The 21,140-nt window shown below is 63.1% G+C and carries 26 protein-coding genes; 13 read left to right on the forward strand and 13 right to left on the reverse strand.

The genetic code is table 11. The features are described 5' to 3' along the window. Window positions 1-3: 3 nt before the first annotated feature. From QA643_RS22485 to QA643_RS22510, 6 genes are all read right to left on the reverse strand, one after another. Window positions 4-615: a class I SAM-dependent methyltransferase gene (locus QA643_RS22485; RefSeq protein WP_283034889.1), complete on the reverse strand. Its 612-nt coding sequence runs from the start codon at window positions 613-615 to the stop codon at window positions 4-6. 67 nt (window positions 616-682) lie between these two features. Next, complete coding sequence (locus QA643_RS22490) at window positions 683-1,387, reverse strand: cytochrome c family protein (protein ID WP_283034890.1); 705 nt, start codon at window positions 1,385-1,387, stop codon at window positions 683-685. Window positions 1,388-1,443: 56 nt separating this feature from the next. Further along, window positions 1,444-4,638, reverse strand: a complete 3,195-nt coding sequence (locus QA643_RS22495) for a CusA/CzcA family heavy metal efflux RND transporter (protein WP_283028081.1) — start codon at window positions 4,636-4,638, stop codon at window positions 1,444-1,446. Next, window positions 4,635-6,035, reverse strand: a complete 1,401-nt coding sequence (locus QA643_RS22500) for an efflux RND transporter periplasmic adaptor subunit (protein ID WP_283028082.1) — start codon at window positions 6,033-6,035, stop codon at window positions 4,635-4,637. The genes QA643_RS22495 and QA643_RS22500 overlap by 4 nt, the downstream gene beginning before the upstream one ends. Beyond that, window positions 6,032-6,439, reverse strand: coding sequence for a FixH family protein (locus tag QA643_RS22505; protein ID WP_283028083.1), 408 nt, complete (start codon window positions 6,437-6,439; stop codon window positions 6,032-6,034). Before QA643_RS22505 ends, QA643_RS22500 begins: the two co-directional genes overlap by 4 nt. 75 nt (window positions 6,440-6,514) lie before the next feature. Further along, window positions 6,515-7,051, reverse strand: coding sequence for a hypothetical protein (locus QA643_RS22510; RefSeq protein ID WP_283028084.1), 537 nt, complete (start codon window positions 7,049-7,051; stop codon window positions 6,515-6,517). A gap of 65 nt (window positions 7,052-7,116) precedes the next feature. Between QA643_RS22510 and QA643_RS22515 the strand changes: the two genes are divergently transcribed. Next, window positions 7,117-7,521 (forward strand): four-helix bundle copper-binding protein, encoded by a 405-nt coding sequence (locus tag QA643_RS22515; RefSeq protein ID WP_283028085.1) that lies wholly within the window; start codon window positions 7,117-7,119, stop codon window positions 7,519-7,521. Between the two features lie 17 nt (window positions 7,522-7,538). Here QA643_RS22515 and QA643_RS22520 read toward each other — a convergent pair whose 3' ends face one another. Further along, entirely contained in the window at window positions 7,539-8,162 is a 624-nt protein-coding gene (locus QA643_RS22520; RefSeq protein ID WP_283028086.1) for a methyltransferase domain-containing protein, read from the reverse strand. 142 nt (window positions 8,163-8,304) lie between these two features. On the opposite strand from QA643_RS22520, the gene QA643_RS22525 reads away from it, so the two are divergent. From QA643_RS22525 to QA643_RS22545, 5 genes are read left to right on the forward strand one after another with little or no spacing between them, the layout of a single operon-like run. After that, on the forward strand, window positions 8,305-8,628 hold the full coding sequence (locus QA643_RS22525; RefSeq protein ID WP_283034891.1) for a metalloregulator ArsR/SmtB family transcription factor: 324 nt from the start codon (window positions 8,305-8,307) through the stop codon (window positions 8,626-8,628). Then, the gene (locus QA643_RS22530; RefSeq protein ID WP_283028087.1) at window positions 8,625-9,056 is read left to right on the forward strand and encodes an SRPBCC domain-containing protein; all 432 of its coding nucleotides are present in this window, start codon (window positions 8,625-8,627) and stop codon (window positions 9,054-9,056) included. The genes QA643_RS22525 and QA643_RS22530 overlap by 4 nt, the downstream gene beginning before the upstream one ends. A 42-nt stretch (window positions 9,057-9,098) precedes the next feature. Then, entirely contained in the window at window positions 9,099-9,320 is a 222-nt protein-coding gene (locus QA643_RS22535) for a hypothetical protein (protein WP_283028088.1), read from the forward strand. A gap of 12 nt (window positions 9,321-9,332) precedes the next feature. Continuing rightward, window positions 9,333-9,794, forward strand: coding sequence for a DUF1801 domain-containing protein (locus QA643_RS22540; RefSeq protein WP_283028089.1), 462 nt, complete (start codon window positions 9,333-9,335; stop codon window positions 9,792-9,794). A 17-nt stretch (window positions 9,795-9,811) separates the two neighbouring features. Continuing rightward, window positions 9,812-10,249 (forward strand): DUF1801 domain-containing protein, encoded by a 438-nt coding sequence (locus QA643_RS22545; RefSeq protein ID WP_283028090.1) that lies wholly within the window; start codon window positions 9,812-9,814, stop codon window positions 10,247-10,249. 30 nt (window positions 10,250-10,279) lie between these two features. On the opposite strand, the gene QA643_RS22550 is transcribed toward QA643_RS22545, so the two are convergent. Together QA643_RS22550 and QA643_RS22555 are read right to left on the reverse strand one after the other, a co-directional pair. Beyond that, complete coding sequence (locus QA643_RS22550; RefSeq protein WP_283028091.1) at window positions 10,280-10,495, reverse strand: hypothetical protein; 216 nt, start codon at window positions 10,493-10,495, stop codon at window positions 10,280-10,282. Window positions 10,496-10,695: 200 nt separating this feature from the next. Beyond that, window positions 10,696-11,430 carry a Crp/Fnr family transcriptional regulator gene (locus QA643_RS22555; RefSeq protein WP_283028092.1) on the reverse strand — a complete coding sequence of 245 codons (735 nt, stop codon included), beginning with the start codon at window positions 11,428-11,430 and terminating at the stop codon, window positions 10,696-10,698. Window positions 11,431-11,564: 134 nt separating this feature from the next. Between QA643_RS22555 and QA643_RS22560 the strand changes: the two genes are divergently transcribed. Then, entirely contained in the window at window positions 11,565-11,768 is a 204-nt protein-coding gene (locus QA643_RS22560) for a hypothetical protein (RefSeq protein ID WP_283028093.1), read from the forward strand. A 12-nt stretch (window positions 11,769-11,780) separates the two neighbouring features. On the opposite strand, the gene QA643_RS22565 is transcribed toward QA643_RS22560, so the two are convergent. Then, complete coding sequence (locus QA643_RS22565; protein WP_283028094.1) at window positions 11,781-12,011, reverse strand: hypothetical protein; 231 nt, start codon at window positions 12,009-12,011, stop codon at window positions 11,781-11,783. Between the two features lie 255 nt (window positions 12,012-12,266). Between QA643_RS22565 and QA643_RS22570 the strand changes: the two genes are divergently transcribed. From QA643_RS22570 to QA643_RS22580, 3 genes are all read left to right on the forward strand, one after another. Beyond that, window positions 12,267-12,629 (forward strand): hypothetical protein, encoded by a 363-nt coding sequence (locus QA643_RS22570; RefSeq protein WP_283028095.1) that lies wholly within the window; start codon window positions 12,267-12,269, stop codon window positions 12,627-12,629. Between the two features lie 98 nt (window positions 12,630-12,727). Then, window positions 12,728-13,234 (forward strand): AAA family ATPase, encoded by a 507-nt coding sequence (locus QA643_RS22575; RefSeq protein ID WP_283028096.1) that lies wholly within the window; start codon window positions 12,728-12,730, stop codon window positions 13,232-13,234. A gap of 190 nt (window positions 13,235-13,424) precedes the next feature. Then, entirely contained in the window at window positions 13,425-14,078 is a 654-nt protein-coding gene (locus QA643_RS22580; protein WP_283028097.1) for a glutathione S-transferase family protein, read from the forward strand. On the opposite strand, the gene QA643_RS22585 is transcribed toward QA643_RS22580, so the two are convergent. From QA643_RS22585 to ndk, 3 genes are all read right to left on the reverse strand, one after another. Then, window positions 14,075-16,420, reverse strand: coding sequence for a xanthine dehydrogenase family protein molybdopterin-binding subunit (locus QA643_RS22585; RefSeq protein WP_283028098.1), 2,346 nt, complete (start codon window positions 16,418-16,420; stop codon window positions 14,075-14,077). The genes QA643_RS22580 and QA643_RS22585 overlap by 4 nt on opposite strands. Window positions 16,421-16,884: 464 nt before the next feature. Then, window positions 16,885-17,721, reverse strand: coding sequence for a TerC family protein (locus tag QA643_RS22590; protein WP_283028099.1), 837 nt, complete (start codon window positions 17,719-17,721; stop codon window positions 16,885-16,887). A 67-nt stretch (window positions 17,722-17,788) separates the two neighbouring features. After that, window positions 17,789-18,211, reverse strand: coding sequence for a nucleoside-diphosphate kinase (gene ndk, locus QA643_RS22595; RefSeq protein WP_283028100.1), 423 nt, complete (start codon window positions 18,209-18,211; stop codon window positions 17,789-17,791). Between the two features lie 322 nt (window positions 18,212-18,533). Here ndk and QA643_RS22600 point away from each other — a divergent pair, with 322 nt between their 5' ends. From QA643_RS22600 to QA643_RS22610, 3 genes are all read left to right on the forward strand, one after another. Continuing rightward, window positions 18,534-18,788, forward strand: coding sequence for a sulfur globule protein precursor (locus tag QA643_RS22600; protein ID WP_283028101.1), 255 nt, complete (start codon window positions 18,534-18,536; stop codon window positions 18,786-18,788). Between the two features lie 216 nt (window positions 18,789-19,004). Beyond that, window positions 19,005-19,178 carry a hypothetical protein gene (locus tag QA643_RS22605; protein WP_283028102.1) on the forward strand — a complete coding sequence of 58 codons (174 nt, stop codon included), beginning with the start codon at window positions 19,005-19,007 and terminating at the stop codon, window positions 19,176-19,178. A gap of 70 nt (window positions 19,179-19,248) precedes the next feature. Further along, window positions 19,249-21,105, forward strand: a complete 1,857-nt coding sequence (locus tag QA643_RS22610; protein WP_283028103.1) for an ABC-F family ATP-binding cassette domain-containing protein — start codon at window positions 19,249-19,251, stop codon at window positions 21,103-21,105. The last annotated feature ends 35 nt before the right edge of the window (window positions 21,106-21,140 follow it).

Below are 21,140 nucleotides of genomic sequence, written 5' to 3' on the forward strand. Positions count from 1 at the left end.
TAGCTAGTTTGGCCGGGCGCTGCCTTCGTACATGAAGGTCATCGCCTTCGGTCCGGGCATATAGCCGGTCTCCACCCGGTCAATCCGGAAGCCCGCACCTTCGATCATCGCACTAATGGGTCGATTGAGGTGACAGCCGCCGCTGATGCGCTTCCAGGCTGGCGTCAGCCAGTCCTGCCATCGCCTCACATTCCTGTCCGGCGCCATGCCGTGCTCCACGAACAGGAGCTTGCCGCCCGGCTGAAGCACCCGGCGCATTTCGGTGAGCGCCATGGCGGCATCCGGAATGCTGCACAAGGTCCAGGTCGTCACGACGGTATCAATGCTTCGGTCATCGAGCGGAATTGCCTCTGCCGAAGCTTCGATGAAGTTGACCGGGGCACCCGGATGCGGTGCGTTACGGGCCATCGCCGTGAGCTGAGGAGATGGCTCCAGCGCCAGCAGCTCCGTTACCGGCGAACGATAAAAGGGCAAGTTCCGGCCAGAGCCGATCCCGATCTCGAGCACGCGACCTTCGGCCGCACCGATCACCCGCTCGCGATACGGCTGCAATTGCTTGTTTCGCATCGCGAGATCGCAGAGTCTCGGCAGGATGATGTCACTATAGAATGCCATCGATACACACCCACGGTTGCCCGGAGCATCGTATGTGGCTCCCCTCGACGGCCAATGCCAGCCCTTCTCAGCATCGCGCATCGATCATTTTGCTGACCTCTTCCGGCGCGGCAAAAATCACGTCGGCTCGGTCATCCATCATCCCCGCGGGCACGAGAGCTGGTGCGCCGCTTTGCGGACCATCTTTTCCGGAATCGGTCTTCAGGCGCAGATTGCGCTCCCAAAAGGCGCGCGTCTTGCCATCGGCCGTGGTCACCCGATAGGTATCGCGACAGTAGGTGATCGTCTTGACCTGCATGTTCGACTCCGGGCTTTTCAAATTGGGAACGCGGCCGCCGCCCATCATCCCGCCCATGCCTCCCATCGGCCCTTGAGCACTCATTTGCGGCGCGCCTCCCGGCTTTGTTGCTTCCTTCAGAAAGGCGAGCAGATCTGCGCGGTGCTGCGGGTCCTTGATGCCGTTAAATGGCATTTCATTGTCCGGCACCATGCGATCGGGATCGGCCAACCAGGCGTCCAGCGAACGGTCGTCCCAGACGATGCCGGACGATTTGAGAGCATCGGAGTAGCGTTCGAAACTCGGCAACGATCCGGCCTTCCGTTCCCACAGACCGGCAAGGCTCGGCCCGGTCATGTTGTGGTCCGGCTCAAGCGAATGGCATGGCGCACAGATGCGGAAATTCCGCTGGCCCCGCGCAGTGTCGCCCGACCCGGCAACGGCAGGAGACAACAATGCGAGCATCGAAAGCGCGATGACAAAGAGTCTGTTCATCGCCAACCTCCTCGTTTCGGCATCGACTCCAATAAAATCTCGTACTTCTCACCGGATCATTGGGCTGGCTCTAGAATCGGCCTCTTCTGTGGGCTGGACGACGGCGTGGAATGCGGAGGCCCAGCCGCGGAATCGTCGTCGGTCTTCAGCCCAAAACCCTTCACCAGGCCGAAAATCGCCGGGATCACGATCAGCGTCAGCAAGGTCGATGAAATCATGCCACCGATCATCGGCACCGCGATGCGCTGCATGATCTCCGAGCCGGTGCCGCTGCTCCACATGATCGGGAGCAGCCCGGCCATAATGGCCACCACCGTCATCATCTTCGGCCACACCCGCTCCACCGCGCCTTCCATGATGGCGTCGTAGAGATCACGCTTCGTCAGCGGTCGCTTCTCGACCTGCCGGCGGGCGCTGATTTCGGCAAGCGCCTGGTTCAGGTAGATCAGCATCACGACGCCGGTCTCGGCGGCTACGCCGGCCAGCGCGATGAAGCCGACCGCGACCGCCACGGAAAGATTGAAGCCGAGCCACCACATCAGCCAGAACCCGCCGACCAGCGCAAACGGCAACGACAGCATCACGATCATCGTCTCGGTGATGGACCGGAAGTTGAGATAGAGCAGCAGGAAGATGATGAGCAGTGTTGCGGGGACGACGATTTTGAGCCTTGCGGTGGCGCGCTCGAGATATTCGTACTGGCCGCTCCACATCACGTAATAGCCGGGCGGAAACTGGATGCTGGCCTGCACGGCGCGCTGGGCGTCGGCGACATAGCCGCCGAGATCGCGGTCGCGGATGTCGACGTAGATGTAGGTCGCCAATTGGCCGTTCTCGGTGCGGATTGAGGTCGCCCCCCTTGCAGGTGCCACCTTGGCGACCTCGCCGAGCGGGACGGCGCCGCCGGCCGGCATCGGCACCAGCACGTCGCTTGCAATCGCCTTCGGATTGTCGCGGAGATCGCGTGGATAGCGCATATTGACGGTGAACCGCTGGCGTCCCTCGACCGTCGTCGTGACCGTCTGCCCGCCCAGCGCCGTTGCGATGGTGTCCTGGACGTCCTGGACCATGATGCCGTAGCGCGCCATCGCGTCGCGGTCCGGCGCGATCTCCAGATAGTAGCCGCCGATGCCGCGCTCGGCGTAGGCCGATGAGGTGCCGGGCACCGCTTTCAAGACCTGTTCTATCTGCTTGGCGAGCTTGTCGATCTCGACCAGATCCGTACCGATCACCTTGACCCCGATCGGGGTGCGGATTCCGGTCGACAGCATGTCGATGCGCGCCTTGATCGGCATGGTCCAGGCGTTGGAGACGCCAGGAAATTGCAGCGCCTTATCCATTTCCGCAATCAGGCTGTCGATCGTCATGCCAGGTCGCCACTCCTGCTTCGGTTTGAGGTTGACGACGGTCTCGTACATTTCCGATGGCGCTGGGTCGGTTGCGGTCGCGGCGCGGCCTGCCTTGCCGTACACGGAGGCGACTTCCGGAAACGACCGGATGATCCGATCCTGGGTCTGCATCAGTTCGGCGGATTTGGTGATCGAGATGCCCGGCAATGTCGTCGGCATGTAAAGCAGCGTGCCCTCGTTCAGGTTCGGCATGAACTCGGTGCCGAGCTGGCGGGCAGGCCAGACGCTCACGGCCAGAATTCCGAGTGCAAGCAGGACGACCAACGTTTTGGCGCGCAAGACGCTCTTGATGACAGGACGGTAGATCCAGATCAGGAAACGGTTGATCGGGTTCTTGTGCTCGGGAACGATTCTGCCGCGGACAAAGACCACCATCAGTGCCGGCACCAGTGTCACCGAAAGCAGCGCCGCAGCCGCCATGGCGAAGGTCTTTGTGAAGGCCAGTGGACTGAACAGCCGTCCTTCCTGCGACTCCAGCGTGAAAATCGGGATGAACGACACGGTGATGATCAATAGGCTGAAGAACAGCGCCGGCCCGACTTCAGAGGCGGCATCGATCAGGATCTGCACGCGGGACCGCCCCGGCTCGGCGCGCTCCAGATGCTTGTGCGCATTCTCGATCATGACGATCGCGGCGTCCACCATGGCGCCGATTGCAATCGCGATACCGCCGAGGCTCATGATGTTGGAGCCGATGTTGAGCAGCTTCATCGCGCCGAAAGCCATCAAGATGCCGACCGGCAGCATTAGAATCGCAACCAGCGCACTGCGGAAGTGCAGCAGGAATACGATGCAGACCAGCGCAACGACGACACTTTCCTCAAACAAGGTATGCTTTAGCGTATCGATGGCCGCATAGATCAGGTTCGAGCGGTCGTAAACCGGCACGATCTCGACCGATTTCGGCAGGCTGCTGGCGATTTCCACAAAACGCTTCTTGACGTTCTGGATCACATCGAGCGCATTGACGCCAAAGCGTTGCAGCACGATGCCGCTGGCCACCTCGCCCTCCCCGTTCAGCTCGGTGATGCCGCGCCGCTCGTCTGGGCCAAGCTCGACCCGGGCGACGTCGCGTAGCAGCACGGGCGTGCCGGTGTTGACCTTCAGCACGACGTTGCCGAGGTCGTTGATCCCCTTCAGATAGCCCTTGCCGCGGATCACATACTCGAATTCGGACAGTTCGACAGTGCGGCCGCCGACATCGGCATTGCTGGCGCGGATCGCCTCGCGCATCTTCTGCATGGTGATGCCGAGATCGCGCATGCGCTGCGGATCGAGGATCACGTTGTACTGTTTGACGAAGCCGCCGACGCTCGCCACTTCGGCGACACCTTCGGCCTTGGCAAGCGCGAACTTCAGATTCCAGTCCTGGATCGTGCGCGTGTCGGAAAGGTTCAGCTCCTTCGAGATGATGGCGTACTGGTAAACCCAGCCGACGCCGGTCGCATCGGGACCGATGGTCGGCGTCACGCCGGCGGGAATGCGCGAGGTCGCGGCGTTCAGGAATTCGAGCACCCGCGAGCGCGCCCAATAGATGTCGGTGCCGTCCTCGAAGATCACGTAGACGAACGAGACACCGAAGAACGAGAAGCCGCGAACCACTTTCGACTTCGGCACCGTCAGCATTGCCGTCGTCAGCGGATAGGTGACCTGATCCTCGATGACCTGCGGCGCCTGACCGGGATACTCGGTGTAGACGATCACCTGCGTGTCTGAGAGGTCCGGGATGGCGTCGAGCGGCAGATGGATGAGTGCATAGAGGCCGGCCGCGGCAGCGAAGCCGGTGCCGAACAGCACCAGCAACAGGTTACGGGCCGACCACGCAATCAGGCGGGCGATCATTGCTGCGCTCCCTCGGCAAAGCCCTTGAGAGCCGCCTTCAGATTACTCTCCGCATCGATCAGAAAATTGGCGGAAACGACGACGGGATCGCCGTCTTGCAGTCCGCTGCGGATTTCGATTAGTCCACCTCCCCGGCGGCCGATCGTGACGTCGCGAGGCTCGAACCGACCCTCGCCCTTGTCGACCAGAACGACCTGGCGAGAGCCTGCATCGAGCACGGAGCTGTCAGGAACCGTCAAAACGGATTGCGAGCCGCCGATATCGATATCGGCGTCGACATACATATCAGGCAGCAGCGCAAGGTCCGGATTGGCGAGCTCGACTCGAACGCGGGCTGTCCGCGTCTCGCGATTGACCTGGGGATAGACGACCGCAATTTTTCCGGAGAAGTCGCGCGAAGGGAAACTGCGCGCCCGAACGGTCACGGGCTGCCCGGCGGCAAGCAAGCCGAGGTCGCGCTCGGCCACGTCGATCATCGCCCAAACAAGCGAGGTGTCGGCGACGCGGAAAAGCACGTCGCCTGGTTGGGCTCGCATGCCCTGAACCGCGTTGCGTTCCAGCACGATGCCATCGCGCGGGGCCGACCACTCGACCGTCACCGGAACAATCCGCGTCCGTTCAATCGCGCTGATCACCGCGTCGGGCACGTCGAGATTCATCAACCGCTGCCGCGAGCCACGTCCGTAGGAGGGCTCGCCCGCCGTGGTCTTGGACGTCAACGTCGTCACATATTCGGCGGCCGCACTGGAAACTGCGGGGCTGTAGACCTGCATCAAAGGCTGCCCCTTCTTGACGAAGGTGCCGGTCGTAACGTCGGCGACCGATTGCAGGTAGGTTTCCGCACGCATCGCGATGACGGAGACTCGGCGCTCGTCGAGTTGAATCGCGCCCGGCGCCCGCACAACAGTCCGGATCGGACGCCGGGCCGCCGGCTCCGATTTGACGCCGGTGCGCTGGATCTTTCCGGGCGAGAGCTTGACCGATCCGTCGTCGCTGTCTTCGCCCTCGTAGACGGGGATGTAATCCATTCCCATCGTATCTTTCTTGGGAGTCGGAGAAACATCCGGCAGCCCCATCGGATTACGGTAGTACTTGATCTTGCGCTCGGCGGACGGCGCAGCCGCCGCGCTTTCCTGCGGCGGATCGTCAAAACTGACGTCGGCGCCCGGGGGGACAGCACGGTAGTCGCGGCCATCAGGCATCTTCTTCGGCGTCAGCGAATAGAATGGCTTGCTGTCGGGATCCTGATAGTAGATCGCGGCAACCGGTTGGGCTTGCGCCACGACGTGGGCTTGTCTCCGCTCTCCGCCCAACAGAAGGAATGGTCGCGCGACAATTCCGCCGACCGCCGCCGCAATGCCGGCGGTCACGATGACGATCAGGGCTGACCGTTTCATTTGTCGGCCTGAATAACGAGCTTGTTTTCGACCGTGCCGGTTTCACCCTGCACTTTTGCCCCGAGCGACAATTGCCACCGGCCCGCCATGCTGAAATTGGCCTTGAAACTGTAGGTGCCCGGTTCCGTTGCTGGCACTGGAGTGAGCTTGGTAGCCATCTCCTGCATTCCATCCGGAGCCATATCCAGGCGCGTGGCGAAGATCACCGCGTCAGGAACCGGCTTGCCGGTGATCCTCTCGACCAGCTTCACGGAAATGATCTTGTCGGGACCGGTCCTGACGGTCGGTTCGATGAGCTTGAACTCATAGTTCCTGATATCCGCCAAGGCGACGGTTGGGCCGCACATCAGGGCAGCACCGATCAGCGCGGCCCGCAGGCTGCGCGAAAACTGAATTAACGTCATGGTGAGAACCTCGATCTCTGGTTGACTGCCGTGGCAGCACGGAGCGGACGCTGTGAAGCGCCGCGCGCTTTGGCGTTAGGCCAAAACGTCCAGAGATCGGGGAGGTCTGGGAGGGGGTGAATAGCCGAGGCTTTCCGCCTCCGGATCGCTACCCGGACGCAACCTTTGCAGAATGACCGGGCGGCGCTCGGCAACACTGGCCACCGGCGGCGCCTGCAACGTCGGCGATACGCAGAGCGCCATCAGCGGGCACTGGTCGCAGCCGACAGGCACTGATTTGTCCGGACAGCACGGCATGTCCGCGGACATGGATGCCGCGTCGTCGGCCGTCGCCGCCATCGCCACCGAGGCCATCGAATCCACATTCGCCCGCGCCGTAAGCGGGGCAAACACGAGGCCTGCGATCAAGAAGACCGCGAGCAGCCGGCAAAGGTGGATCGAGCGTTTCACAGGTCGCTTTTCGCACAATTCGCCCCGCGATGGGAAGTAAGGTTCCATCACGAAATCGCGGGCTTCGTTAACATAATCCGCCTCTGGTACCTCACATTGCGGTGGATCAATCAGTCCTGATCCAAGCTCGCGCCATCCATTCTGACCAAAGGACCAGAACAATTTCGTTTCCCGCGGCTTGACTTAGCGGCCGCCCTGTCCGCGGCCTCCAGCCAAGGAGCCCCGCCATGCACGCCCGCGAAATGATCGGCACCCATCCGGCCGTCCAGGGCCAGGTCAACGACGCCCTCATCCGCTGCATCGAGGAATGCTACTCCTGCGCCCAGACCTGCACGTCCTGCGCCGACGCCTGCCTGTCGGAGCGCATGGTGCAGGAACTAACCCAGTGCATCCGCCTCGATCTCGATTGCGCCGACATTTGCAACATCACCGGCCGCATCATGACCCGCCGCACCGGCTCCGATGACGAGGTGATGCGTCGCATGCTCAGCGTCTGCGCCGCCGCTTGCAAACTTTGCGCGGAGGAGTGCCAGAAGCACGCCGCCATGCACGAGCACTGCCGCATCTGCGCGGAAAGCTGCCGCCGCTGCATGGAGGCCTGCTACGAGGTCGCCCGCGGCATGGCGCATTAGGGCGCTCGCAAGCCAGATCAGCTCTCGCGCCGGAAGATGCTGAACTGAAACGCCTGCCGCGCACCCCATGGCGTCGCATGCTCGTGCCGCTGCGTGTGGATGAGCTTGAACGCGGCGCCAAGCGTCCGCGCCAGGCCCGCGCTGTCGTAGCGCGCGACCGGCAGGCCGCTGCATTTTTCGGGACCGTCGGGTGCGAAAGTGGCGATGATGGCGTGTCCGCCGATCTTCAGCCCGCGCTCGAGACGGGCGATGTAGGCCGCGCGGTCGCTGGCGTCGGTGAGAAAGTGGAATGCGGCACGGTCGTGCCAGATCTCGTAGGCCCTCGCCGGCTGCCAACTCGTGACGTCAGCGACGATCCAGTTGACCCGCTCGGCGCGGATACCAAGGCGAACCTTGTCGGCAGCAAGCGCGGCGGCCGACAGATCAAGCACCGTGATATCTTCAAACCCGCGTTCGAGAAGATTATCGACCAATCGCGAGGCGCCGCCGCCGATATCGATGATGGCTGATGACAATGTCGGCTCCGCCTGCATGATCAGGTCGAGCGAAGGCGTCGGGCTTTGCTGAAACCAGCTCACCTCGTCCTCGCGTTTCGTCGTGTAGACATTCTCCCAATGGGCTTGGCGACTGATGTCCCCCATAGGCTCCTTCTCCCGGCGATCGAAGACATCGGACATACGCTCACAGCCCATTCACGCCAACGCAGGCGGCTGCATTTTTGCTTGCCAATCCATAACCATCCAGCTATACGTCAATCCATAACCCACAGGTTATCGATTGCCGATGTCGAACGCTCATGATGTGCTTTTCAAAACCCTCGCCGACCCCACGCGGCGGGCGATCTTCGAGCGCCTGTGCCGTGAGGGTGAGCAGACCGTCGGGGCGCTAACTGCCCGCGCCGGCATTTCGCAACCGGCGGTCTCGAAGCATCTCGGCGTCCTCAAACAGGCCGGGCTGGTGCACGACCGTCACAAAGGCCGGCAGACGCATTACAGCGCGCAAGCCGGCGCCCTCGCCCCGCTGATCGACTGGGCAAGCCAGATGCACGGCTTCTGGGAGAAGCGTTTCGACAGTATCGAAGATCTCCTCAAACGGATGGACCAATGACCAATACCGCGACCGAAACACGAACCGTCGTCGTCGAACGCGAGATGCCGCATCCGCCGGAGAAGCTCTGGCGCGCGCTGACGCAGCCGCATCTGATGGAGGAATGGCTGATGAAGAACGACTTCAAGCCCACGGTTGGCCACCGCTTCAACCTGCGCGGCGAATGGGGTGGCGTGCTGGACTGCGAGGTTCTCGCCATCGAGCCGAACAAGGCGCTATCCTATTCCTGGAATTTCAACCATCACGATCCGGCCTTCGCGCTGCAGAGCGTGGTGACGTTCACGCTGACGGCGACGCGCACGGGCACCCTGCTGCGCATGGAGCAGACCGGCTTCCGGCCGGATCAGAAGCAGGCCTATGGCGGCGCGCATGCTGGCTGGAAGCAGTTCTTCGAAAAGCTGGAAGAACTCGTGGCGCGGGCGGACTGAACCGCTGCGCCATGCTGCGGCTCACCTTCGAGGGAGGCACTGTTGAACTGGAACAATTGTATCAGGCAAATCCACCGCTGGCTGTCGATCGCCTTTACGGCGACCGTCATCGCCAACTTCGTCGCCATGGGATTGGGGGAACCTCCGGCCTTGGTCGTTTACTCGCCACTGCTCCCGCTGTTTTTGCTCCTGTTCACGGGTCTGTACATGTTCGTGCTGCCGTATGCCACCAAGTTACGTGGCGGGCGAGGCGCGGCCGGATAGGAGCGAATCGCAATGGCCAAGAAGACGTCGGCGAAAGTCGCAAAGAAAGCCGCCGCGAAGCGGGGCGCTGCGAAGCCGACGCTCCTCTCAGGCGGCAATCCCCAGATCGCCAAGGGGGACGGCGACGCACCCGTGCAGGCCTACATCGCCGCGATGCCGGGCTGGAAGCGCGACATCGGCCAGCAACTCGATGCCCTCGTCGTGCATACCGTCCCCGGCGTGCGCAAGGCGGTGAAATGGAATTCGCCGTTCTATGGCGCGCCGGATCAGGACGGCTGGTTCCTCAGCTATCATTGCTTTGCGAAGTACGTCAAAGTGACGTTCTTCCGCGGCACGTCGCTGCGTCCTATTCCTTCGGGCGAATCCAAACAGAAGGGAGTGCGCTATCTCGACATCCATGAGGGCGCTCTCAACGAGGCTCAGTTCGTCAACTGGGTGCAGCAAGCCAGCCGATTGCCTGGCGAACGATTGTAAATGGAACGACTTTAGCCATGAAGAAAGCCGGCATGAAGAAGAGCAGCCCCAAGGAAGCCAAGGGCGCAGGCTCTCCCTCCGAACATATCGATGCGAGGATCGAGGAATTGGCCGACTGGCGCGGCGAGACGCTCGCGCGCATCCGGGGCATCATCAAGCAGGCCGATCCTAAGGTGGTCGAGGAGTGGAAGTGGCGCGGCGTTCCGGTGTGGGAGCACGACGGCATCATCTGCACCGGCGAGACCTACAAGGCCGTCGTGAAGATGACGTTCGCCAAGGGCGCCTCGCTGGCGGACCCGTCAGGGCTGTTCAACTCCAGCCTGGAGGGCAATACCCGCCGCGCGATCGATATCCACGAGGGCGACAAGATCAATGAAAAGGCGCTGAAGGCGCTCATTCGCGAGGCGGTGGCGCTGAATACATCGAAGCGGACCGCCGGCGCGCGCAAGAAGTGATCGCGCAAGCGCGATCAGGACGCCGCCCTCCTACCTCGAAAGAAGCTGCAATTCCAGCAATGCGAGCCGCTGCAGGATCAGCGGATCCCGCTCTCCGCTATGGGCGCCGCGCAGGATCGCCTCGGCGATGAATTGGACATGATGGGCGCTGACGGGCTCGGGCAGCGAGGCGATGGTCGCCTCAAGCGCCTGCTCCATCACCGAGATCACCTCGGGCGGAAACGACGCGTTGGCAAAATCCTTCATGACGATGGCGGTGAAAAGGAAGCGGTTGCCAATGCGCCGCGTTGGGCGACGACATCGGCAGCCGCTCGAGTTTTACGTGTCTATCCCTGACACATATTGCACAATTTTCCCGAACTCGAATTGTTCCTGCCGCATGAACAAAATCGCCATTCGCGGCACGCGTTGCGGCGCTGCCTGAACATTGCGCATGACCGGGAGCCTCACACGGACGGCTCCTGGTGAAGGTAGCGGTCGTCAAACTGCGCAAGCTCCGTCAACTTGGTTTCGTCGAGCACGCGGGCGCGCCCCCTGCTGACATCGACGATGCCGTCCTGACGCAGTTGCTTGATGATGCGGTTTGCATGCACGGGGGTGATCCCCAGCGCCTCGCCGATCTGCTCCTGGGTGAGCGGAAATTCGAAATCGGCGGCCTCAGGGCTCGCCGAGACGATGGAAAGACGCTGACGAAGCTCGAGGAGGACGTGGACCAGCCGGGCGGGCGCCGGCCGCTGCCCGACATTGACGATCCATTCCCGGAATATCGCGGCATCGATCAAGGTGTCGCGCCACAGCGCCTCCGTCACGCTCGGCTGCGCATATGTCAGGGCACGCAACGATGCATGGCTGATGAAACCGAGCGTCGACGGCGCCAACGTGATGAGATCATGATCCATCTGGTGCAGGTGCAGGCTCTGCAGATCCGGCACTTCACCGGGAATATGAATTGAGAGGATCTGCCGCCCGCCCCGCACGGTCGTCTTTGAGCGGATGCAAAAGCCTTCGATGATCAGGCAGCATTCCTTCGGACGCTCGCCCTCCGATACGATCGCTCTTCCGCCTTCCCAGTGACGAACTGCGACCGGGAGCGAACGGATAGCGTCAACGTCCCCTGGTTCGAGTTTCGAGACGGTATTGAGCCGCCGCAATAAGCTCGCCAACACCGTTTCCCGATCCACGGGCCTGCCTCCTTACGAAATGACGTGCTGCCTTCGAGCAGAAAACGAACACGGTCCGACAGCGGTTCCAACAAAGGTTAAGGATGCTGTCGCCAGAACATGAAAGGCTCGCGGTTGGAAAGGAACACCGAGCCATGAAAAAGAAGCGAAACCGAAGCCGCCCCGCACTTCCCCTTCAAGAGCGTCTCAAGCAACTTGCATTTCGCGCCCGCGAGAAGGCGGAGGCGTTGCCGCCAGGACGCGAACGCGACCGCCTGATGACGGCGGCGGTCTCGACCGAGTCCGCAGCCGCTATCGAGCGCTGGTTGACGTCGCGTGAGCTGGAAAGCCCGAAATAGTGCTTTGTCTTCTCACATGCGTCTATCGGCGTGGACGTGGATGACGTAGAGCGGATTGGCGAATTCATCCGTGACTTCCATCCGCCAGTCCCTGCCCGGCCGCAATCTTCCGTCGAGATCCTGGATGATCTGCCCCGCCGTCACGGTGGCCTCGCGCCAAGCCGCCTGTACGTCGGGCAACTCCTCCCCTTCCTCATCTAGCTCGGCCCTCTCGTGATACACGTTGAAAAAGTAGCGTGGCATGGAGGCATTCCTTAACGTCGCGCAGCCTTCTTCCCGGCCCGGGTTTCCCTGGACTTCCTTCGCGCCGGTCTTCGTTCGCCGGGGCCTGTTCGCGGCCATGCGCATTCCTCCTGTGTCGGATACAGGACATTGTAGGAAGTCTTCAACACACCCGAATGTTCCTGCGCGCAATGCGGCTCACCGTGCGCAACGCGCCGGTAGGAACAAATCGAAAGCAGCCAGCTTGATCCGCCGTTCTGGAGTCGGGAGTTGGTAATGCGTATGGCTGGCTCGGTTCCGTCGATCGTGCCTCACGATGGCGAGCACGATGTCTATGTCGTCGAACACCACTCTTTTGAATCCGGACGGATCTGGGGAGAAGTGAATTCGGAGACACCCGGGCTGGAGCCGGTCGTCACCGATCTGCTCACCGGTCAGTACACCGACCCGATCCGAGTCGTTGCCTTCAATGTCGCCGAAGGATGGTGTCGCGATGTCTCTGCCGACGTCGCCCGCGAACTGCGGCAACGCTGCGATCTCCAGCTCCGCGATATCCCGTTTTTCCTGCAGGACTTCGTCGACCGCTACGAGGGCCGCTACCACGACGTCCAGTTGCCGCTGCCGATGCGGCTGTACTAGGTGCGGGCTCGTCCATTGGCAGGCATGATAGTCGACATGGAGATGGCGCTGAGGCTGAGCTAACGTGGACTCCGACGGGACAAGAAATCGGGGTTGCAATGGCAAGACTCATCGCACTGGCCGGCTTGCCGGGAGTCGGCAAGTCAAGCATAGCGCGGAATCTGGCGCAGCGTTCAGGTACCATCTGGCTACGCATCGACTCGATGGATCAGGCCATCTGGGCATCGGGTACCGCACCGAGCGACCTCTTTGATTGGAGCTATCGAGCTGCCCAGGCAATCGCTGCCGACAACTTATCTCTCGGCCTAGGCATCGTCGCGGACTGTGTAAACGATTGTCAGGATGCACGGGACGGGTGGGAAGCGGCGGCGCGACGCGCTGGAGCCGAAATTGTTTGGCTCGAAATCGTGTGTAGCGATGTTGTCGAACACCGTCGCAGAATTGAGACAAGATCAAGCGAAGTCGTGGGACTAGCCCTACCCGGTTGGGATGCAGTTGCAGCTCGTGCCTTCGACGAATGGAATCGAGATCACTTCATGATCGATACAGCGCATCGCAGCTTGGACGAGTGCGTTGCCCACGCGCTCGATCTGCTGAGCAGATGATAGCCGCTCTTGGTCCTCAACGACATGTTGTTCCGTTGCACGACCATGCCTTGCTTCAGACGCAAGTCTTGCACAACCATATCCGTTCCGAGCGCGACGCTGGAAGTCGATTCCAGAGGTCGTCCGCGCCGCCCTCAGCGAGGGACGATGGCCGCAAAATCACAGGGACGGCGAAACAGGAGGCCGCACGATGACCATCACCATTACCGCGTTCGAACGCTCACCCGATGGAGGCAAGGGGCTGGCGCGCGACACGCGCGTTCGCTGGGCGCTAGAAGAGGTCGGGCAGGCTTACGAGGTTCGTCTCGTTTCGTTCGATGCGATGAAGGCGCCGGCGCATCTGGCGCTTCATCCCTTCGGCCAGATTCCAACCTATGAGGAAGGCGATCTCGCGCTGTTCGAGACGGGAGCGATCGTATTCCATATCGCCGAACGCTATCCCGGCCTGCTGCCGCAAGATGCCAATGCCCGGGCGCGCGCGATCACATGGATGTTCGCCGCGGTCAACACGGTGGAACCGCCGATCCTCGAATTTGCCAACGCGAAGCTGCTGGAGGGCGACAAGCCCTGGGCAAAGGAGCGTATGCCGCTGGTCGCGGATCGCGTCCGCGACCGGTTGAAGCAACTTTCCGCTCGGCTCGGAGAGGCCGATTGGCTCGATGGCGCGTTCACTGCGGGCGACCTGATGATGGTGTCGGTGCTGCTCAGGCTGAGATCGTCGGGCATCCTGGACGAATTTCCAAACCTCGCCGCCTATGTCGCCCGCGGTGAAGCGCGGCCCGCCTACATGCGGGCGTTCGATGCTCAATTGGCTGTCAACACTGGCAAGCCGCCGATCAGCTAGTGGAATGCTGACGCCAGCCGTCTATGCGTCGCGTCGCGCCGTGCCGTCCTGATCGCCTGCCAGATGCGCTCGGGCGTTGCCGGCATGTCGAGATGCCGCACGCCGAGCGGCGCCAGCGCGTTCATCACTGCGTTCATGATGGTGGCGGGAGCGGCGATGGCGCCGGCCTGGCCGCTCCCCTTAACGCCGAGGCGATTGGCCTTACTGGGAAAATCCTGGGCCAGATCGCCCTCGAACGCGGGCAGATCGTCCGCGCGCGGCAGCGCGTAGTCCATCAGCGAGCCCGACAGGATCTGGCCCGTCTGTTCATCGAACAGCGCCTGCTCGAACAGCGCCTGGCCGATGCCTTGCACGACGCCGCCATGGACCTGCCCCAGCGTCAGGCGCGGATCGAGCAAGCGGCCGTAATCGTCGAAGATGACGTAGCGATCGAGCTTCACCGCGCCCGTTTCAGGATCGATCTCGACTTCTGCGAGGTGGCAGCCATTCGGGAAAGTATAGCGGTCGCACAGATGGGTCGCCTGATGCGTCAGGCCGGGCGCGACGTCGTCGCCCGGCGTCTGGTAGGAGGCGCGGGCCACCTCATCGAGGCTGATCTCCTGTCCGGTCGCGGCCACGCGCAGCATGCCGGCCTCGTACTGAACTGCATCCATGCCGGCCTGCAAAAGGCGTGCGGCAAGCCGCCGCGCATTTTCGATCACGCCTTCAGCCGCCATCAACAGCGCCGTGCCGCCCTGATGCATCGAGCGCGCGCCGCCATGGCCGCCGCCTGAATCGAGCTCGTCGGTGTCGCCCTGGTGGAAGCGGAACCGCTGTAACGGCAAGCCAAGCGCGTCGGCGGCGATCTGGGCGTAGGTGGTCTCGTGGCCCTGGCCGCTCGAATGCGTGCCGACCTTCAGCTCGATCAGGCCGTCCTCGCGGATGCGCGCCTCCGCGACCTCATTTGGTATGCCGCGCGCCGTCTCCAGAAAACAGGCATAGCCGAGCCCGCGCAGCCCGCCCCGCGCACGCGAGCTTTTCTGGCGCGCCTTGAACCCGTCCGCCGCCGCGACCGCGGAGTCGATCGCATGTTTGAAGCTGCCCTGCTCCACGGAAAGCCCCATCGCGCTGGCGTGCGGAAAGCGGCGAAAGATGTTCTTGCGGCGCAGTTTTAGCGCATCGATGCCGAGCTGGTCCGCCGCGATGTCGATGCAGCGCTCGATCAGGTAATTCGCCTCGGGCTTGCCGGCGCCGCGATAGGCGTCGACCGGCGTCGTGTTGGTGAACACGCCCCTGCTCTCGAATGCGATCAGCGGAATGTCGTAGACGCCGCCCATCGCGCTTGCCATCGCCATGGTCGGGACGGCCGGCGCCACCGTCGAGACGTAGGCGCCGAGATTGGCGAACACTTTGGTGTCGAGCGCCAGGAAGCGGCCGTCGCGGTCGAGCGCAAGGCGGGCGCGCACAAGGCTGTCGCGACCGTGCGCGGAGCCGACAAAATCCTCGTTGCGATCCCCGATCCATTTTACCGAACGCCCGAGGCGGCGCGCCGCCCACAGCACCAGCACCCATTCCGGATAGACGACGTTCTTCATCCCGAAGCCGCCGCCGACGTCGGGAATGCTGACGCGAAGCTTGTCCCTACTGACGTGGAAGACATCGTCGGCAAGCGGGTTGCGAATGCCGTGCGCGCCGGCGGCCGAGGCGGTCAAATGCAGGCGGCCGGTTGCGGCATCGAACTCGCCGAGCGCGCCGCGCGTCTCCAGCGGCGCCGCGACGACGCGATTGTTGACCAATTCGCATTGCACGACATGGGCGGCATCGCGGATGGCCGCCTCCACCGGGCCGATCTCGCCGCGGTTGAACTGGAATGCGATGTTGCCACTGGCCTGCGGCCAGACCGATGGCGCGTTCGGGTCGATTGCTTCCGCGATCGCGACGACCGGCGGCAACGGCTCATAATCCACAGTCACGGCCTCAGCGGCATCGCGCGCGGCCTCCGCGTTGGCCGCGACCACGAACCCGACGGGCTCGCCGACATAACGAACGGCGCCGCGCGCCAGCGCATGATACGGCGGCACCACCAAGGGCGTGGTCATCGGGATCTGCGTCACCGCGCAGGGCAGCGGGCCGATAGAGTCGGCAGCCAGATCCTCTCCCGTCAGCACGGCAGCGACATCTGGCATTCGGCGCGCCGCATCGGCGTTGATCGCACGGATGCGCGCATGCGCATGCGGCGAGCGGATCACGACACCATGAAGCGCTTTCGGCGCCGCAAGATCGGCAACATAGCGCCCGCGCCCCCGCACAAAGCGCTCGTCTTCAAGGCGATTGATGCTGCGCCCCAGCAACGGCTCGGTCATGTCGCGTTGTATGGAACCGGGTCGCCGCAAAGGCAATAGGCCGCCACGACGCGGCTCCCGGCGCGAGCATCCGCCGTTTCCCTCTCTGCCGCCGCAGTCCGAATTTTTTCCCCGAAATACTCCGTCCCGTAGTTCACCCGTCTTGCGGGAACATGATTCGTCTGACGTCTTGAGTGCGGCATTTTCGGGAGCGAACCATGCTCAAAACTGTTCTTGCGATGGCTATCCTAGGTCTCGTTGCTTGTGCCGCCGGGATCGTGATTTTCGAACGCCTCGCCCGTGTACGCCACCCACAAGTCGGTCCGCCGCCGCGGCGCCGGGCGTTCTGAGCCGCAATCTGCAGCAGCTTGCGTTTCGGCGAGCTGCGCCGCCGAGCTGATAACGACAAGCTGACAACGAAAATGCGAAACGCGCCCGCGAGGGCGCGAATACGCTGCTTGAGGTCGGTTGGACGAACCGGCGCCCTAGGCGGTCGCGGAGTGCTCGGCGCCCTGCAGCTTGCGCTTGCGCCAGACCGATCCTGCGATCAGCACCACGACGATGCCGATGATGCCGAGGACCACCTCGCCGCCGTGGCCATTATTAGCGAATTGCGGCGCCATGCCGAGCGACTTGAGGACCCCATCGAGGCCCGCACCGACCGGACCGTTGAAGAACGCATGCAGGTGAGGCTGCAGCGCCGGATCGGTCGCCATCACCTCGCCGGCGATCCAGCCGAGCAGGCCGGCGCCGGCCCACACCAGCGCCGGAATTCGCGTCAACAGCGCCATGATCAACGCGGCTCCCGCGACGATCAGGGGAACGCTGATGGCGAGGCCGATGACGAGCAGCGGGATGCTGCCGTTGGCGGCGGCGGCAACCGCGATGACGTTGTCGAGGCTCATCACGATGTCGGCGATCGCGACGATCTGCACGGCGGCCCACAGATGCGCAGCCGCTTCCGTGTCGCTTTCGTCCTCATGTTCTGGAACCAGCAGCTTTGCCGCGATTACCAGCAGCGCGAGGCCGCCGACCAGCTTGAGGTAGGGCAGCGCCATCAACGTCACGACGATGCCGGTGAAGATGATGCGCAGGAAAACGGCGACGCCGGCGCCGAGGACCATGCCCCAGAAGCGCTGGCGCGGCGGCAAGCCGCGGCACGCCATCGCGATGACGAGCGCGTTATCGCCCGACAGGAGGATGTTGATCCACATGATCTTGCCGAGCGCAACCCAGAACGCAGGTTGCTGCACCTCGGTCTGAAATTGGGTGAAGAACCCCGTGATCGTCGCCGGATCAAGAATTTGCAGCAGCCAGTTCACAGCGTTCCTCCCCCACGGCCCTGCGGCCGTTGCGCGCGGCTATTTTGCCTGCCGCGCTCCCAATCGATCAGCCGACGATCTCGTTACCCGAGAAGAATTGCGCGATCTCGATCGCGGCGGTTTCCGGCGCATCCGAACCGTGCACCGAATTCTCACCGATCGACTTCGCATGCAGCTTGCGGATCGTGCCTTCCGCCGCCTTCGACGGATCGGTCGCGCCCATCACGTCGCGATATTTCGCGATCGCGCCTTCGCCTTCCAGCACCTGCACCACCACCGGGCCTGAGGTCATGAACTCGACCAGCTCGCCGAAGAACGGCCGCGCCTTGTGGACGGCATAGAAGGTTTCCGCCTGGCCGCGGGTCATGCGAATGCGCTTCTGGGCCACGATCCGCAGGCCCGCCTTCTCGATCAGGGCATTGACCGCGCCGGTCAGATTGCGCTCGGTCGCGTCCGGTTTGATGATCGAGAAAGTGCGTTCAATCGCCATTGTTTACGTCCCTTGCAAAGCTGATTGGAGAGTTGCGGGGCTTATATCGGCGCGATCCCGGGACGGCAAGCGACCCGGTGACGCGCCCTCCCCACCCTTTTTTGGCGTGGTTGAGCGAAGGTACACGCCCTCGTGGGGCAAAGATTACCGCAATTTCACGGAGGTGAACCCATTCTGTAACCTCTGTCACGTCTCCATTCAGCTTGGCCGTCCTAGACTTTCCGGCGATCGAACACCGGGCCTGCATCCGCGTCCCGGGGCGTTTACGGGGCGATCTCACCGACGGCACGGACAGCCGCGCCGAAACCTTGAGGAGACGATCATGTTTCGCAAATTCTCGCTTGTTGCAGCGGCCGCCGTTGCGCTTGGCGCGGCAGCGCTGGCGCCGACATCGGCCTCGGCCTTCCACGGCTGGCACCATGGCGGCTGGCATGGCGGCTGGCATCACCATCACGGCTGGGGCTGGGGCCCGCGCGTCCTCGTCGGCGGCCCGGCCTATTACGGCGGCTGCTACGTACGGCGCCTGGTTCCGACCCCCTGGGGCCCGCGCTGGCGGCTGGTGAACCGCTGCTACTGACCTGACTGGACCTTCCCCCTGACTGACGCCCCGGCCGCCGCGCCGGGGCTTTTTTTTCGGGAACCATTTAGCAAAGACCTGATTTCGGCGCGCCCGCAGATAGAAGGCATGCAGTATTGCCCGCGAAACAAATTTCGCCGCTGTGACTTGATTCATCAAATTGTCATTCAAAGCCTTGCGAGCACTGCGAGGTGGAACTCGCCACGAGGCATGCCGATGAATACCCGAATCAACGATGATCGCCAACAAATCGACCACAGGACGTGTGTGTCGATCTGCGACGCGATCGGCGAACGGCTTCAGCAACGCATGCGTCCTGAAACCGAGTTATCGCCGCGTCTGCGCGAACTCGTGGAAGAATTTCGCCGCCGGGACAACGAGCTGCACTAGCTCCTGCGGGGGGCGCTGATTTTACCGATATAGAGGTTGCGTTTGACGCCGGCTCCGGTGACAACGCCGCATGCTTTCCATCACCGATATCTCGATCCGGATTGCCGGGCGGCTTCTGATCGACGACAGCAGCGTGCAGATCGTGCCAGGGGCGCGCGTCGGCTTCGTCGGCCGCAACGGCGTCGGCAAATCGACGCTGTTTCACGCGATCCGCGGCGATCTGCCGATCGAATCCGGTAGCATCACCCTACCGCCGCGCTGGCGCATCGGCAGCCTGGCGCAGGAGGCGCCCGATGGCCCGGAGAGCCTGATCAATGTCGTGCTCAAGGCCGATTCGGAGCGCGACGCGCTGCTTCGCGAGGCTGAAACCGCCGACGATCCGCACCGGATCGCCGAGATCCAGACCCGGTTGGTCGATATCGATGCGCATTCCGCGCCGGCCCGGGCCGCGGCGATCCTGTCAGGCCTCGGGTTTTCCACTGCGGACCAGGCGCGGCCGTGCGCGGAATTCTCCGGCGGCTGGCGCATGCGGGTGGCGTTGGCGGCGACGCTGTTCGCGGCGCCTGATCTCTTGCTGCTGGACGAGCCGACCAACTATCTCGACCTCGAAGGCACGCTGTGGCTCGAAGACCACCTCGCCAACTATCCGCGGACCGTCATCGTCATCAGCCATGACCGCGACCTGCTCGACACCTCGGTCGACCAGATCCTGCACCTCGATCGCGGCAGGCTGACGCTTTACAAGGGAACCTATTCCTCGTTCGAGGAACAGCGCGCGATGCGCGAAATGCTCGACGCCAAGCACGCCAAGCGGCAGGCCGACGAGCGCAAGCGCCTGCAGGCCTTCGTCGACCGCTTCAAGGCCAAGGCCTCGAAGGCGCGCCAAGCCCAGTCGCGCGTCAAGATGCTGGAGCGGATGAAGCCGGTCACCGCGCTGGTGACGCAGGACGTCCGTGAAATCACCTTCCCGGAGCCGGAAAAATTGCTGTCGCCGCCGATCATCGCGGTCGACGACGTCTCGGTCGGCTATGATCCGAAAACGCCGGTGCTGAACCGTGTCACGCTGCGCGTCGATACCGACGACCGCATCGCCCTGCTCGGCTCCAACGGCAACGGCAAGTCGACGCTGGTCAAGCTGCTCGCCGGCAAGCTGCAGCCGTTCTCGGGCAGGATCACGCGGGCGGAAAAGCTGTCGGTTGGCTATTTCGCGCAGCATCAGGTCGACGAGCTCAATCTCGACGCCTCGCCCTATGATCACGTCCGCCGCCTGATGCCCGAGACGCCGGAATCCAGGGTGCGTGCGCGCGTCGGCGCGATCGGCTTTTCCGGCAAGGCCGGCGACACCCTGGTCAGGAGCCTGTCAGGCGGCGAGAAGGCGCGGCTATTGCTCGGGCTCGCCACCTTCTTCGGCCCGAACATGATCATCCTGGACGAGCCGACCAACCACCTCGACATCGACAGCCGTGCCGCGCTGGCGGAGGCAATCAACGACTTCCCCGGCGCCGTCATCATGGTCTCGCACGACCGTTACCTGATCGAGGCCTGCGCCGATCAATTGTGGGTCGTCGCCAACAAGACGGTGACGACCTATGACGGCGACCTCAACGATTACCGGCGCATGGTGCTGTCGATCGATACGCGCAGCGCTTCCAAGGAAAAACTGAGGGAGACCGCAAAGCCGGAGCGGCCGAAGGGCGAAAAGCGAACGCCGCTGAAGCAGCGGATCGCCGAGGCCGAAGCCGAGATCGAGCGCATCACCGGCATCATTGCGAAAATCGACACCGCGCTCGCGCTGCCCGACCTGTTCACCCGCGATCCCAAGCAGGCCGCGCAGCTCAGCAAGGCCCGCGCCGGCGCGGAAAGCGCGCTGCGGCGCGCGGAGGAAGACTGGCTCGAGGCCAGCGCGGAATTCGACGAAGCCACCTAATCGATGGCACGCAGTTGTCACCAGATTGGTGACGT

This window comes from Bradyrhizobium sp. CB3481, from assembly GCF_029714305.1.
In the GTDB taxonomy this organism is placed as follows: domain Bacteria; phylum Pseudomonadota; class Alphaproteobacteria; order Rhizobiales; family Xanthobacteraceae; genus Bradyrhizobium.